14 protein-coding genes are annotated in these 15,284 nt (G+C 45.0%); 10 read left to right on the top strand and 4 right to left on the bottom strand.

Annotated elements, in window-relative coordinates:
• Positions 1 to 53: 53 nt before the first annotated feature.
• Positions 54 to 935, bottom strand: coding sequence for a hypothetical protein (locus tag ACVA58_RS04415; protein ID WP_446509224.1), 882 nt, complete (start codon positions 933 to 935; stop codon positions 54 to 56).
• 549 nt (positions 936 to 1,484) lie between these two features.
• On the opposite strand from ACVA58_RS04415, the gene ACVA58_RS04410 reads away from it, so the two are divergent.
• Genes ACVA58_RS04410 through ACVA58_RS04370 form a run of 9 tightly spaced genes read left to right on the top strand, consistent with a single transcriptional unit; the run spans position 1,485 to position 8,372 of the window.
• On the top strand, positions 1,485 to 1,883 hold the full coding sequence (locus tag ACVA58_RS04410) for an ATP synthase subunit I (RefSeq protein WP_446509223.1): 399 nt from the start codon (positions 1,485 to 1,487) through the stop codon (positions 1,881 to 1,883).
• Between the two features lies 1 nt (position 1,884).
• Positions 1,885 to 2,652, top strand: a complete 768-nt coding sequence (atpB, locus tag ACVA58_RS04405; protein WP_446509222.1) for a F0F1 ATP synthase subunit A — start codon at positions 1,885 to 1,887, stop codon at positions 2,650 to 2,652.
• A gap of 51 nt (positions 2,653 to 2,703) precedes the next feature.
• The gene (atpE, locus tag ACVA58_RS04400; protein ID WP_446509221.1) at positions 2,704 to 2,940 is read left to right on the top strand and encodes a F0F1 ATP synthase subunit C; all 237 of its coding nucleotides are present in this window, start codon (positions 2,704 to 2,706) and stop codon (positions 2,938 to 2,940) included.
• A 52-nt stretch (positions 2,941 to 2,992) separates the two neighbouring features.
• Positions 2,993 to 3,463, top strand: coding sequence for a F0F1 ATP synthase subunit B (gene atpF, locus ACVA58_RS04395; RefSeq protein ID WP_446509220.1), 471 nt, complete (start codon positions 2,993 to 2,995; stop codon positions 3,461 to 3,463).
• 13 nt (positions 3,464 to 3,476) lie between these two features.
• Complete coding sequence (locus tag ACVA58_RS04390; RefSeq protein WP_446509219.1) at positions 3,477 to 4,025, top strand: F0F1 ATP synthase subunit delta; 549 nt, start codon at positions 3,477 to 3,479, stop codon at positions 4,023 to 4,025.
• 13 nt (positions 4,026 to 4,038) lie between these two features.
• Positions 4,039 to 5,580 (top strand): F0F1 ATP synthase subunit alpha, encoded by a 1,542-nt coding sequence (gene atpA / locus ACVA58_RS04385; RefSeq protein ID WP_446509218.1) that lies wholly within the window; start codon positions 4,039 to 4,041, stop codon positions 5,578 to 5,580.
• Positions 5,581 to 5,633: 53 nt separating this feature from the next.
• Positions 5,634 to 6,509, top strand: a complete 876-nt coding sequence (gene atpG / locus ACVA58_RS04380) for a F0F1 ATP synthase subunit gamma (protein WP_446509217.1) — start codon at positions 5,634 to 5,636, stop codon at positions 6,507 to 6,509.
• Positions 6,510 to 6,530: 21 nt separating this feature from the next.
• Positions 6,531 to 7,916: a F0F1 ATP synthase subunit beta gene (atpD, locus tag ACVA58_RS04375; RefSeq protein ID WP_446509216.1), complete on the top strand. Its 1,386-nt coding sequence runs from the start codon at positions 6,531 to 6,533 to the stop codon at positions 7,914 to 7,916.
• 12 nt (positions 7,917 to 7,928) lie between these two features.
• Positions 7,929 to 8,372: a F0F1 ATP synthase subunit epsilon gene (locus ACVA58_RS04370; protein ID WP_446509215.1), complete on the top strand. Its 444-nt coding sequence runs from the start codon at positions 7,929 to 7,931 to the stop codon at positions 8,370 to 8,372.
• Positions 8,373 to 8,841: 469 nt separating this feature from the next.
• Here the strand turns inward: ACVA58_RS04370 and ACVA58_RS04365 are convergent, their stop codons facing one another.
• Positions 8,842 to 10,281, bottom strand: coding sequence for a glyceraldehyde-3-phosphate dehydrogenase (locus tag ACVA58_RS04365; protein ID WP_446509214.1), 1,440 nt, complete (start codon positions 10,279 to 10,281; stop codon positions 8,842 to 8,844).
• Between the two features lie 450 nt (positions 10,282 to 10,731).
• Between ACVA58_RS04365 and ACVA58_RS04360 the strand changes: the two genes are divergently transcribed.
• Positions 10,732 to 12,639 (top strand): ATP-binding protein, encoded by a 1,908-nt coding sequence (locus tag ACVA58_RS04360; protein ID WP_446509213.1) that lies wholly within the window; start codon positions 10,732 to 10,734, stop codon positions 12,637 to 12,639.
• Positions 12,640 to 12,706: 67 nt separating this feature from the next.
• Here ACVA58_RS04360 and malZ read toward each other — a convergent pair whose 3' ends face one another.
• Positions 12,707 to 14,560 (bottom strand): maltodextrin glucosidase, encoded by a 1,854-nt coding sequence (gene malZ, locus ACVA58_RS04355; RefSeq protein WP_446509440.1) that lies wholly within the window; start codon positions 14,558 to 14,560, stop codon positions 12,707 to 12,709.
• A 157-nt stretch (positions 14,561 to 14,717) separates the two neighbouring features.
• The gene (locus ACVA58_RS04350) at positions 14,718 to 15,167 is read right to left on the bottom strand and encodes a DUF4174 domain-containing protein (RefSeq protein ID WP_446509212.1); all 450 of its coding nucleotides are present in this window, start codon (positions 15,165 to 15,167) and stop codon (positions 14,718 to 14,720) included.
• Positions 15,168 to 15,284: the final 117 nt, after the last annotated feature.

Here is a 15,284-nt window from a genome sequence, read left to right as displayed (position 1 = left end):
AAAAAAGCTCGCCTTTACGGCGAGCTTTTTTGTAGGGCGATACCTGATTCAGATTATGCTGATAGCTTACTCATAGTGATGGGCAGTGATTTTCGGCATAAGTCGACTAATGGATAATTTGCCAGTGGTTTAAATCTCCAAAAAGCAAATGACTTCATTGCTTGGTATTGACGGCTTTGCGATGCGCAATGCGGACAACCATTGCCTGCTAAATGGTTAAAAGGGTGCTGCTCATAAATGCCGTGAATTGCACAAGTGATCTTACCTTTTGTTCTGGCATTTACATATTTGAAATGCTCGTAGCTGTAACGCTGCTGATGTAATCGCTGTGCTTGATGAATAAATTCCGCAGTGGTTTTCTTCCGGCTGTCTTTTGCACAAATAGGGCAGCCAGCTCCGCGAAGGTGAGTATCAGGACGTTGCTCAAAATTCCCATGCAAAGGGCAGGTTATTACCGCTTTAGATAACGCGCCGGTATAAACAAAATCATTATACTCATACTTATTATGGTGAATGTTATTAGCTCGGCGAATAAATTGCTCTTGAGTCACTGGACTCGATCGCGAGCATAGGGGACAACCTTTACCCGCTAAGTGTGAATTTGGGCGTTGCTCAAAATCACCATGAATAGGACAAACTATTGTGCCTTTTTCTAATGAACCTCGATATATAAATTTCTCGTAACTGTATTTATTTTGATGAATATCTTGAGCCTTTTCTACAAACTCTTTTAGTGTCCGTTTCTTTTTACCTGAACATTCTGGGCACCCTCTCCCAGCTAGATGTGCATCAGGTCGCTGTTCAAAATCACCATGAACAGGACATGTCACCAGGCCTTTGGTTTTAGCGTTGATGTACACGAAATTTTCATAACTGTATTTTCCTTTATGAAAAGCCCGTGACTCTTCAACGAACATCGCTTTGGTCTTTTTCATATCTACATCTTCGTAACTTTGGTCCTGCCGTTAACGTCTATTACTAGGCAGGAATATCTACTGTATCCAATAGGAAAGGTTTGATTTTATTGTACTTATCATAATTATTGTTGGATTAATCTTGAGTAGATATTCACGAGTCAGGCGTATCCTCCTCTTAAGTGACTTAACAATCAAGCACCAAAAATGAAAATCAATGATTGCAAAAATTGAAGAGCTACTATTTTTCGTGAATTATAAGTTTAGGAAATCATATATTTCTCACACTCTAACCTTAAAGTGGTATGACGGTGATGATTGATATTGGTAGAGGGTAAGATAATTTAGTTCATTATTTGTTTTGTAAGCTGCTATATGTGTGTGGAAGTTCTTAATTGGAATGTGTTTCAAGTTTGGAATAGTGGTTATAATAAAAAATATTTAGTTTTTGAGTGACATTTTAAAAAAGTATGATAATTTAAAAATCACTTCGGCGCTGAAGTTTAATTTTCTTTTTGTATTATTAGGAGGCATTGATACTTATATTAATTAACGTAAGAGGATATATCTATGGAAGGTCTCTCTCCATTCTCTGATATTATTTCTGCACTAAAATCATTACTACTGGCACAATCTATTATTGGTGTGGTTGTGGTTTTGTATGAATTTGTATCGAGTGATTCCCTGGGGGGTGAGTCAGCATTGATCGGTGTTGCTATTGCCGTTGTTCCATCTTTATTAGGTTTACTATCTGTTGCGATAAAAGTTAAGCGTAATAAGAGAAGCCACATCGGTGAACTGGCATGGTTTAATGAGATAATCAAATGGACTTATACAGCTTTGCTTATGTTAATGGTTTCTAGATTCAATGAAATCAATGAGATAGTAATGCTTGTGGCTTATTCTCTGACTTATGTGGGATCTTGTTTAACCCCTATGCTTAACAAACCTCAATTTAGGATGACGTAAGGTGGAAAATGTTACTACTGCTCATGAATATATTGAGCACCATCTGACATTCCTCACTGCAGGCGAAGGATTTTGGAGTATTAATCTTGACTCCATGTTCATGGTTTGGGTGTTAGGTTTAACTTTTATTGGTGTGTTTAGATATGTTGCAACGAAAGGAACAAGTGGTGTTCCTGGTAGAATGCAATGTTTAATTGAAGTCACATTTGATTTTGTTAATAACCTAGTGAAGGAAATATTTAAAACAGAAGATAAATTGATAGGCCCTCTGTCATTAACAATATTCGTATGGGTATTCTTAATGAATGCTATTGACTTGCTCCCTGTCGACTTTGTACCAATGCTTGCACGACTGATAGGTTTGGGGCACTTCCGGGATCTACCATCAGCCGATGTGAACGTTCCAATGTCAATGGCGATTGGTGTATTTATCCTAATTATTGGATTTACGCTAAAAAATAAAGGGTTAGTTGGATTCATTAAAGAATTAACAACGCAGCCTTTTACTCATCCATTGTTGTACCCAGTGAACTTTATATTGGAATTAGTAACGCTAATATCCAAACCTATTTCACTTGGTCTACGACTGTTCGGAAATATGTATGCAGGTGAGATGATTTTTATTCTTATCGCATTGATGCCGTGGTGGATGCAATGGGCGCTGAGTGTGCCGTGGGCACTGTTCCACATCTTGATTGTGTTCTTGCAAGCTTTCATTTTCATGGTACTGACCATTGTGTACCTGGGAATGGCCGTCGAAGAACATTAATAGTTTTATTTTCTTAAGTTATGTTTTTAATAATCTGATTCGGAGTTATTCATGGATATTGTTAGTGCGGTTCTTTACGTTGCGGGTGCACTGCTAATTGGTCTAGGTGCTGCAGGTGCGGCATGTGGTATCGGTAACCTAGCCGGTAAATATCTTGAAGGTGTTGCTCGTCAACCTGATTTGACCCCAATGCTACGTACCCAGTTCTTCATCATGATGGGTCTGGTTGATGCGGTACCAATGATTGGCGTAGGTATCGGTCTGTACATCATCTTCGCGGTGGCATAAGTCATTCCACCACTCTTTAAACAACATAGAGTTACTAAAAAGTGAGGATGGAATGAACTTAAATGCCACCATGCTTGGACAGGCACTGTCATTCGTGATTTTTGTCTGGCTTTGTATGAAATACGTATGGCCTCCTTTGACGGCGTTGCTTGATGAGCGTCAGCGAGTCATTGCAGAAGGTCTGTCTCAAAGTGAATTTGCGGCAAAAGAGTTGCAACTGGCTAAAGCCAATGGCGCCAATTTACTAGACGATGCTAAACAGCAGGCAAGTGGCTTGGTTGAGCAGGGTAATAAACGCCGAGTTCAGATCATCGAAGATGCCAAGCTCGAAGCTGAGCAGGAAAAAGCTCGCATCATTGCCGAAGGGCAAACTGAGCTGGAGGGTGAGCGTAATCGAATCCGTGAGGAGTTACGCCACGAAATGACCGAGTTGGTGATTGAAAGTGCAGAGAAACTGATCAACTGCCAGTTAGATACAGACGCCAATAGGGCGTTGGTCGATAAGATCATTACAGATCTTTAACAAGGGGCTAAGTATGTCCGAACCACAAACTATTGCTTACCCCTACGCAAGAGCGGCGTTTGATTATGCCCGTGATGCGGCCCAGCTAGAAGCTTGGGAAAACATGCTGGTGGTGATGAAAGAAGTCGCAGAAGCACCAGCTGTCGCGAGTCAAATTGAAGCACTCGATATGCTTGGCCCGGATGCTCATGAGGTATTTACTCAGTCATTTTTGGCAATTTGTAATGGTCTGATTGATGAGCACGGACAAAACCTAGTCAAGCTGATGGCAGAAAACGGCAGGCTTGGAGTATTGCCTCAGGTGACCGAGATTTACCAGGCGTTTAAATCTGATTTTGAACGCACAGTAGAGGCTTGTGTCACAACAGCTGAACCGTTGGATGAGCAGCAGAAAAGTAGCTTGAGCCAAGCGTTGGAGCGGAAATTAAACCGCACTGTTGCCCTGACTTGCCAGGTTGATAATTCGCTGGTTGGGGGAATCAAGATCACTGCCGGGGAGCTGGTGATTGATGGCTCGTTAAAAAGCGCCATTGACCGACTCGCTAGCCGCCTAGAGGCGTAATTAGGTACTAGACATGCAATTAAATTCAAATGAAATTAGCGATCTGATCCGACAGCGGATCGCCACCTTCAACGTGACCAGCCAGGCACGAAATGAAGGCACAATTATCTCAGTTAGTGACGGTATTATCACTATTAATGGTCTTGCTGATGTCATGCAAGGGGAGATGATCGAACTGCCGGGTAATCGCTATGCATTGGCACTAAACCTTGAGCGCCATTCGGTAGGTGCTGTTGTTATGGGGCCTTACGCCGACCTTGCTGAAGGTATGAAAGTGAAAGGCACGGGGCGTATTCTTGAAGTACCAGTGGGCAAGGGCCTGTTGGGACGCGTCGTTAACACCTTGGGTCAACCGATAGACGGGAAAGGAGCGGTCGAGCATGACGGTTTTGCCCCGGTAGAAATTATTGCTCCAGGGGTTATCGATCGTAAGTCGGTTGATCAGCCTATTCAGACGGGCTACAAGGCAGTTGATTCAATGGTGCCGATTGGCCGTGGTCAACGTGAATTGATCATCGGTGACCGTCAAACGGGTAAAACGGCGATGGCGATTGATGCCGTCATCAACCAGAAAGACTCCGGTATCTACTCTGTCTATGTCGCGATTGGTCAGAAGGCGTCGACGATTTCCAACGTGGTACGCAAGCTTGAAGAAAATGGTGCGCTGCAAAATACCATCGTTGTGGTGGCATCGGCTTCAGAAGCAGCAGCACTGCAATACTTGGCTCCGTATTCCGGTTGTACTATGGGTGAATACTTCCGTGACCGTGGTGAAGATGCTCTCATTATTTATGATGATTTGTCCAAGCAGGCTGTTGCCTATCGCCAGATCTCACTGCTTCTGAAGCGCCCACCGGGCCGAGAAGCCTTCCCTGGCGACGTCTTCTACCTTCACTCACGTTTGCTAGAACGTGCAGCTCGAGTAAATGAAGGCTATGTGTCCCGTTTCACGGATGGCAAAGTCACTGGGCAGAGCGGCTCGCTAACCGCATTGCCAATTATCGAAACCCAGGCGGGTGATGTATCAGCCTTCGTTCCGACGAATGTTATCTCCATCACTGATGGTCAGATCTTCTTGCAGACGCATTTGTTCAATGCGGGCTTGCGTCCAGCCGTTGACCCAGGGATTTCGGTTTCTCGTGTTGGTGGTGCAGCTCAAACCAAGATTATCAAAAAGCTCTCCGGCGGGATTCGAACTGCATTAGCGCAATATCGTGAATTGGCTGCGTTTGCCCAGTTCTCATCTGACTTGGATGATGCTACGCGGAAACAGCTGGATCACGGTGAGAAAGTGACTGAGCTCATGAAGCAGAAGCAGTATTCGCCAATGTCAGTTGCTGAGCAGGCCATCGCGATCTTTGCCGCAGAAAAAGGTTATCTCAATGGTGTTCCATTGGCGAAAATTGGTGAGTTCGAAGCAGAACTGATGGCCTTTGCTAAGAGTACTCAAGCTGAATTGTTGGCCTCAATCAACGCTTCGGGCGATTACAACGATGGGATTGAAACGAGCCTGCATAACCTGTTGAAGTCCTTTATGGATACCCAGTCGTTTTGATCGTCAGGGTAAGCCGCGCAGCGGCATAGCAACGAGGTAGACAGGAGCGAAAAATGGCAAACGCAAAAGAAATTCGTACCAAGATCAGCAGTGTTCAAAACACCCAGAAGATCACCAGTGCGATGGAAATGGTTGCCGCAAGCAAGATGCGTAAGGTACAGGACAATATGGTGGCGACCCGTCCTTATGCAGACAATATGCGTAAGGTGATCAGCCACGTTGTTTCAGGAAAACTGGAGTATCAACATCCATATCTCGAAGAGCGAGATGCTAAGCGGGTTGCGTACATCATTATCTCCTCTGACCGAGGATTGTGTGGTGGCTTGAATAACAACCTGTTTAAGAAAGTTCTGGGTGAGATGCAGCAATGGCGTGATAAAGGGGTCGAGGTTGATACTACCCTGATTGGTTCGAAAGCCATCTCTTTCTTCCATCGTTTCGGCAATGTTGTCGCTCAGGCCTCTGGCCTGGGTGACAAACCCAAACTGGAAGAAGTACTTGGCCCAGTACAAGCCATGCTGGACAAATACGATGAAGGCCTGATAGACCGCTTGTATTTGGTTTACAACGAGTTTGTGAACACCATGGTACAAACAGCGCAAGTGGTTCAATTACTGCCTCGACCTGAATTGGCAAAGGCAGATAGTGCGGACAGTGCAAAGCGGGAAGGTCGTTGGGATTATATCTATGAACAAGATCCCAAGGCGTTGCTGGATGAGTTAATGCTGCGATACATCGAGTCGCAGGTCTATCAGGGAACGGTAGAAAGTAGTGCGTGTGAGCAAGCCGCCCGAATGGTGGCAATGAAAGCGGCGACAGACAATGCCGGCACACTAATTAATGATCTCCAGTTGATATACAACAAAGCCCGACAGGCCGCGATCACTCAAGAATTGAGTGAAATTGTGGCTGGTGCCCAGGCCGTGTAAATGAATTTCCGAGGATAACAAATGAGTACGGGTAAAATTGTTAAAGTCATCGGCGCGGTCGTTGACGTGGAATTTGACCAAAATAGCGTGCCACGTGTGTATGATGCGCTGAATATTATCGATGGCGATCATGCCTCGCTGGTGCTGGAAGTCCAGCAGCAAGTGGGTAGCGGTATTGTTCGCTGTATTGCAATGGGTTCATCAGACGGTTTGCGTCGCGGCCTGACTGCTGAGAATACGGGTTCACCAATTACAGTCCCTGTCGGCGAAGCGACATTGGGACGGATCATGAATGTATTGGGCACACCGATAGACGAATGCGGTGAGATTGGCGAAGAAGTATCTTACGCTATTCACCGCGAAGCACCTTCATATGAAGAGCAGGCTAACAGCTCCGAGCTACTGGAAACTGGGGTGAAGGTTATCGACCTGATCTGTCCGTTTGCTAAAGGTGGTAAAATCGGTCTGTTTGGTGGTGCGGGTGTAGGTAAGACCGTGAATATGATGGAGCTTATCAATAACATCGCCAAAGCGCACTCGGGCTTGTCAGTGTTCACCGGGGTAGGGGAACGTACCCGTGAAGGTAACGATTTCTACTACGAGATGAAGGAAGCCGGTGTACTTGACAAAGTAGCCATGGTTTACGGTCAGATGAACGAGCCACCGGGTAACCGCCTACGTGTTGCTTTGACGGGGTTGACTATCGCTGAGCGTTTCCGCGATGAAGGCCGTGATGTGTTGTTGTTTATCGATAACATCTACCGTTATACCTTGGCGGGTACCGAAGTATCAGCTTTGTTGGGTCGCATGCCATCAGCGGTGGGTTACCAACCGACATTGGCTGAAGAGATGGGTGTGTTGCAAGAGCGTATCACATCAACCAAGAAAGGTTCGATCACCTCGATCCAAGCGGTATACGTCCCAGCGGATGACTTGACGGATCCATCACCTGCAACAACGTTCGCGCACTTGGATGCCACCGTTGTACTGTCACGTAACATTGCAGCGCTTGGTTTATATCCAGCGATTGACCCACTAGATTCAACCTCACGTCAGCTTGACCCGTTGGTTGTAGGTCAAGAGCATTATCAAGTTGCCCGTGGTGTGCAAACGGTATTGCAACGCTATAAAGAGCTTAAGGACATTATTGCGATTCTGGGTATGGATGAACTATCTGAAGAAGATAAACAAACCGTTGCCCGCGCTCGTAAGATTGAACGTTTCTTAACACAGCCTTATCACGTTGCCGAAGTGTTTACCGGACAGCCTGGGGTGTTCGTTTCTCTGAAAGAGACTATCGAAGGCTTCAAGGGGCTGCTAAGTGGCGAATATGACGATATTCCGGAGCAGGCATTCCTGTACTGCGGCAATATCGATGAAGTAATTGAAAAAGCGAAGCAGATGTAAAAGGGGAAAGTTATGGCAATTGGCGTTACTCAAAATACGTTCCAGCTCAACATTGTGAGTGCTGAAGGCCCACTGTTTTCTGGTCCGGCCCATGCGCTGGCGATTGCAGGGTTCGATGGCGAATTGGGTATTCGCCCGGGCCACTCTCCTTTGCTTAGTCGGATCAAACCAGGTGTGGCGAGCTTTGTTACCGATCTAAAGGATCCTGAAGAAATCCTTTATATCTCGGGTGGGCTTGTTGAAGTACAACCTTCTGTAGTAACCGTGCTGGCTGATACAGCTATGCACGGGAAGGATATCGACAAAGCCCGCGCGGATGAAGCACGCCGTGCAGCAGAAGAGAACATTGTTAGGCATGCTGACGATGCGAACTTCGCACAGGCGCAGATGGATTTGGCAAAGGCAATGGCGCAGCTCCGTGCCGTTGAACTGACCCAGAAGCAGATGCGTCGATAAACTGAAACTGCAGCCTGGGCGCGGATTACCGACCGGCAGCCCAGTTTGCAATACGGTTTCAGAGAAGCTTATTAAAATTTCCAAATATATATAGTTGTTTTGCCCTGACCCACTCCAAGGTCAGGGCTTTTTTTATTGATACAGACGTTGTGGCTGTAGTCAGCAGAATAGGGATGATGTCTTCGTTTTCTTGGTATTCAGAGATTTGAATACCAGTTGTGCTAGTTTGGTTCACTTGTGCAATATCGAAAAATAGCCCATTTCAAACGAGTCCGAAGTGAAGTGCTGCCCTTTGAGGGTATTATGCTTTGCAGGTATTGATCAACTAAAAGAGTCAGGAGAAAAAGAAAGCCGCCAAGAAACATGGCGGCAAAATTTGCTAGGAATATTATTATTGTGATGGAAGGGAAAAATATACCCAAGTGACTTACCTTCCTTAGGTCAATCGCTTGAGGTGATTAGGTTAAATCTATTTCACTTCGGGGTAAGTCTTGTATCGTACACCCATCATCTGCTCCATGCAGTGGACAACTTGGCAGCTGTAGCCAAATTCATTGTCGTACCAGATGTACAGTACACAGCGCTTGTCTTGGGCGATAGTGGCCGCACCATCAACGACCCCCGCATGGCGTGAACCAACGATGTCACATGAGACGATTTCCGTTGATTCGGTATAGTCAATTTGGCCTGAAAGTGGCGAGTTAAGTGCCATATCTCGCAGGTAAGCATTAAGCTCGTCTTTTTCTGCGATGCTATGCAGGTTCAGGTTGGCCACCGCCATTGAAACATTTGGGGTAGGTACGCGAATCGCATTCCCTGTTAATTTACCTGATAATTCTGGTAAGGCTTTAGCAACCGCCTTTGCTGCACCGGTAGAAGTCAGCACCATGTTGAGCGAGGCTGAACGGCCACGGCGCTCACCGCTGTGGAAGTTATCAATCAAATTCTGATCATTGGTAAACGAGTGCACCGTTTCGATATGGCCGGAATCAATGCCGTACTTGTCATTGATCGCTTTTAATATCGGCGTAATAGCATTGGTGGTACAACTTGCTGCAGAGACAATGGTATCGTCTTCTTGGATCACTGACTCATTGACGCCGAAGACGACATTTTTCAAATCACCTTTACCCGGTGCGGTAAGCAGTACTTTTTCAGAGCCGTTACAACCCAGATGCTGGCTTAATCCTTCACGGTCACGCCACATACCTGTGTTATCAACCACGAGGGCATTGTGAATACCAAATGTAGTGTAATCGACTTCAGCTGGACTGTTGGCATAGATAACTTGGATATAGTTGCCATTGACGATAATAGCTTTTCGGTGTTCATCAACCGTAATACTGCCATTAAAGGGGCCATGTACTGAGTCGCGGCGTAATAGGCTGGCACGTTTTTCCAAATCACCATCTTTGCCCCCACGAACAACAATCGCTTTCAGGCGAAGTGGATAGCCTTGACCACTTTTTTCTACCAGCAGTCGTGCAAGTAGTCGACCGATACGGCCAAAGCCATAAAGGACAACATCGCGCGTTTCAACAGACTGTGAGCTGTTAAGTGATTCCAATAATGCAGTTTGCAAGTAATCACTGATATTGGCTTCGTCTTCGTTGTTTGACCAGTAGCTGTGCGCAAGCTGGCCTATATCCACGCGGCAAGGTGAAAGATCAAGCGTCGAGAGTGCTTTGATCAGAGGTAAGGTTTGCGCGGGTGATAGTTCAGAGCCTGTGTAGCGGCGGGAAAGACGGTGGGATTTAACGATATCGATGACTGATGTATTTACGATTTGCTTGCCGAACATGAGGACTTCCACGCCCTTCTGCCGGTATAGCTGACCCAGTAATGGGGAAATAGATTCAGCATTGGTTTGGCTTGTTTGCCAGTCTAGAAGGTATTTTTCTGGACTCATCGTTAGTTAGGACCTTTCACGTTAGGGAAGAGACCGCAGAGCGGTTTGTAATATTTTTGTTATAAGTTTTATGGCGGAGAGTGTAACGTTTGCGTTGTTTTTATCCTAGTAAAATTAACGGCTTGTAAATGTGATCTGACGCAGGTTGAAACGGTGATGTAGCGCAAGCTTTTTGCTGCTTTGGTTTTGTGGCCCGTAAAAAATGTTGATACTTATTTTTGGGCGTTAACAAATACGCTTAGCAATTTGGCTCTCAAATTGAATCTATCTGCTAAAGAGTACTTGCCTCATTAGTTATCTCTATATAAACAACAGCTTAAACGGTCGTCAATTTGGTTCGTTTCTTGCTTTCCTTCTAATTATTACTTATTAAGGCACGCCCGTTGGCCCAGATAGCAAAAGGTTAGGCCATGAGTAAGTTGGCGGTTAAACTGGAGGGGAAGCGATAATATGGCAGAGAGTCGAAGAAAGACATCTGTAGCAATGTGCACAAAAGGTGTGATGGCTCGCAGGTTTTTTGTTGTTATTGGCTTGATTATGTTGGCCTCAATGTTCGTATCACTGCTTTTTACCTATCTAGAAAACGTAAAGCGTGTGACAAGGGATGTTGAGGTGTTAATGAATACCTCTTCACCGCTGGTTATGGATACGTTTTTGAGGCCCGATCCTGAAAGCTCAATTGAGTTAAATCGTTTTTTTTCTCATTATGATGAACTTTTGGCAGTGAGTATTTTTGACCTTGAGGGTAAATTGGCCCACAGCTATCAGATGAACCCTGTTAGTGGTTTCACGACTATCGACACCAAGCAAGCGGGGGGATTCAATTCAGGCTTTCATTTCAATATTGTCAGCGATATGTTGTTTGATGGTGAAGTTATTGCCCAATATGCCGTGTATTATCGAGGCTCTTATACAGTAAAAGATTTACTGCTCTCCTTATTTCAGCTCTCTCTTCCCTTTATTCTGATGCTGTGCTTTATTCTTTATTACATTTATACCCGTGTAACTAAACCCATTTCTGTAATCACAGAGCAACTCTCATTGGTTGGTAAAGGTGAAGTGAGTTTACTTGAACTCACTGAATCGGACACTGAACTGGGGTGTTTAGCAAGAAAGATACAGGCTGCAGATGCTAAGTTATTTTTTAGAAACAAAAAGTTATTAGAGCTTAATCAAGCACTAGAACTCCAGGCAGAACAGTTGGATCGCGCTGTCAAAGTGAAAAGCGAGTTTATGGCAAACATGAGCCATGAAATAAGAACGCCGATGAATGGCATTATTGGCTTTGTTCAATGTTTGCAGCAACAAAACTTAGATAATGAGTCGAGCCAGCAGGTTGAGTATATTAAAGAATCAGCGTGTTCGTTATTAGTTCTAATTAACGAGATTTTGAGCTACTCAAAACTTGAAAGCGGTAAGGTCGAAGTATCAAAAACGGCTTTTAACATGAGTAAACTTATACATTCATGTGTGCAAACGGTTCACTTAGATGCTAAAGCGAAAAAGCTTGATATGAATATTAGCGTACCGTCTGAAAAGGATTGTTACTTTTATGGTGATGAACAGCATTTGCGTCAAGTCATCACGAATTTATTAGGGAATGCGGTTAAGTTTACTGATCGCGGCTTTGTTAATGTATTGGTAGAGATCTTGCGAGATAAACCTCATGAAGCGGAGTTATGCATTCGGGTATCTGATAGTGGTATTGGGATCTCGGCTGACAAGATTGAAAGTATTTTCGAGTCGTATACTCAAGCCGACGGATCCATTTCAAGGCGATATGGTGGTACTGGTCTTGGGTTGACTATTTCCAGCCGGCTATGTGATTTGATGGGGGCCAAACTCAGAGTGATCAGTCAAGAAGGAGAGGGAACAGAGTTTTCTTTTCAATTATCCATTAAAAAAGCGTTAGCGGTCAGTAATATCAAGTCGTTGGAGAGGCTAGACAGTACAGAATGCGACTTATCCCAGTTTGCTCATACCCGAATTTTAGTTGCGGAAGACAGCCCCGTGAACCAGCAACTGGTTATCGCTTTTCTTAAGTCGATGGGGTTAACGAACATTGATGTGGTCGAAAATGGTGTTCAAGCTGTCAATTATATGAAAAGCCGCAGCCCAGATTTGATATTGATGGATTGCCAAATGCCGGAGATGGGTGGCTTGGAAGCGACGGCGATGATACGGAAGACTAACAACGGCAGTCAGGTTCCCATAATTGCATTAACAGCGAATGTAATGGAAAGTGAAAAGCAGCATTGTTTTGATGCGGGGATGGATGCTTATCTCGCTAAACCCATTATTAAAAATAATTTTTTCAGCACCCTGCTAGGTGTACTCAGCGCGAATGCAGTTAGTTAAAAAAGCCCTTACTATATTGTGACAGTAAGGGCTTATTGAATGATGATAGTGATAGTTAAAGCCGACATTACAACGTCAGGAGAAGACCTTCTTTCCCTGCAAGAGTGATGTTGAGTATCCCATCTTTACATTCCCACTCATCGCCGGTGATCAATTCTGTTAAAACAGCGTCATCAGTGATACCTAACTGCCAAACCGGCAAAGTCAGTGCTTTTGATGATTCGCTGTTATTGATCAATGTCAGCAGAGTTTCATCATCTAATGTTCTGGCATAGGCCAGTTGTTGCTGCTCAGCATGCAGCCAAAGCAGACTTCCTTCCTGTAATGCAAGGTTGGCTTTACGGGAACCGATGAGCTTGCTGATAAAATCGTATGTAGAATTTGAGGTTTCAGTTCGCTCCCAAGGGAAGCAACGGCGGTTATCCGGATCATGGCCTCCTTCAAGCGCTACTTCAGTTCCGTAATAGATGCACGGTGTGCCGACATAGGTAAACAGCATCAGCAGAGCCAGATTCATGGTGTCTTGATCGCCTTCCAATGTCGTCAAAAAGCGCATGGTATCGTGGCTGTCTAGCTGGTTAAGCTGCGCCAGTTGGTTCTGCCACGGCACTTTACCGCGAACTTCTTCCAGCCAGCCAGCAAACTCGGCAGCATCAATTTTGCAGTTATGGTAGGCAATGTCTTTATTGGCAAAGAAAGCTCTTACCGGATGGGCGAAACCATAATAGTTCATGGCACCATCTTCCTGATCGCCTTCCAGCCAGCTGGTGGCTTCAAAGAAGTGTTCACCCAAAACATAACAATCTGGATTGACAGATTTTGCAGCATCTCGGAAGGCTTTGACGTAATGGGCATTGTTGGCAGCGCCAACACCTTCACCTAGCATATGGATAACATCAAAACGCCAGCCATCAATATTGTACGGCGGACGAAGCCACTGTTTGATAACAGCATCGTCACCGGCATAAATATAATCTTGGACTTCTGGGTTCGAAAAATTGAGCTTTGGCAAGCTATCTATGCCTTTCCAACCAATGTAATGCTCGCTGTCACCGTTGAACTGATAATGATTGCGGAACGGGGAGTCAGGGTTGCCAAACGCGCCGGCGAACTCTTGCTGCTTCTGATAGCGATTAAACCATGGGTGGTTGACGGAGGTATGGTTATACACCGCATCCAGCACGATTTTCATATTGCGCTGGTGGAGGTTTTCAACCATATCGGCAAATTGTGTATTGTTACCGAAGTGTGGATCGATACGGGTGTAATCAGTGGTATCGTACTTATGGTTACTCGGTGCCTCGAAAATAGGGTTCAGGTATAGTGCCGTAACGCCAAGCTTTTCTAGGTAATCGAGCTTATCTTCAACTCCTTTCAGATCGCCGCCGTAGAATTCGTTTGGACCATTGCTTTCATGCGACTCCGATACTGGCGCGCCCCACTCTTTGGCGATAGTCGGTCGTTCATTACCTTTTAGGCAGTACTCGTTATCCACAACGCTGATAGATGGATCGCCATTGCTAAATCTGTCTGGGAATATTTGGTAGAAAACCTGACTTTTGACCCACGCTGGAGGTTGGTGCTGGGCGTTATATTTGAAATGTGATTCTCTGCCAGGCATTCGAGGGCTGATCCCTTTACCGTCGAGCCACCATTGGCGACTGTTTTGCATTACTTTGAAGCAGTAATGGGTTAAGGCTTTATCTTGGTTAAGTGGTATTTGGCCATGCCAGTATTGCAGTCTACCTTCGGTTTTCCCTTTTTCCATATCGATCAACATTTCTTCGTTGTCAGGTTCACAGCGAATGAAAATCGTCGAAATCAGCGTGTCAGCTTCGCTGGCAAGCGTTAGGGTTAGGGTGTGTTCTGAAACCGTTACCCAGTGGGTGTCCTGTCCGTGGTAAAAAAAAGGCTTAGTCATCATTGTTATTCCGCCCTCAGAAGTCGATGTGCCCATTACCTTACTGCTTTTGCCTGAAAATTGAATCCTCCCAAAGCAAAAAATTTAGGCGTAGTTGGGGGCGTAGTATAGAACTGCGAGTGAATCGAAAATATGTAGATAAAAGTGTCAGCCGCAACTAGATAGAGCAGCGGCTGTTAGAGGAATAAGCGATTTCTTTTTTGCGTAGTGGCATGCTATCAACCAATTGGGATATGTGTTGCCAGTTGGTTTGTTCGTTCCAGCGATGCTTTTCCAGCCCATCTTTACCGATCAAAATAGCGGTGTGTGTATCTCGGGATATGTTGTAGAGTTTTTCCAAGCGAACGATGTCTTCCGGGCTAAAGACATCTGTTGGTTTGTTATAGCCGTCTTTGGTCATGACCACCACGACAATATCCCGCTCTTGTAGCATGCAGTCATGCATCAGCGATTCCTTGATAAAGGTATTTACATGCTGATCTTTTTCAGGTGCAAAATACAAAATACTACGGTGATTCCAATGCATAGAATCCGTAGGATAGGACAGGGCGTTAAGACTATAACTAACCAGAATTATCGCCAATAGACTCGTTAACAGCTTACTCATTGTCGTCTTCCTTCCTGATAGTAGGTGGGAAAGCCGGTGATGGCGCTGTAATAATCAGCGCTGCTGCCAATAACTAACGACATTCATGTCGGATTGGATCAAAGGTGCGAGTGTTGT

Source organism: Photobacterium sp. DNB22_13_2 (assembly GCF_052873915.1).
The sequence above is the reverse complement of the archived record's forward strand: the minus strand, read 5'-3'. Positions and strand labels throughout refer to the sequence as shown.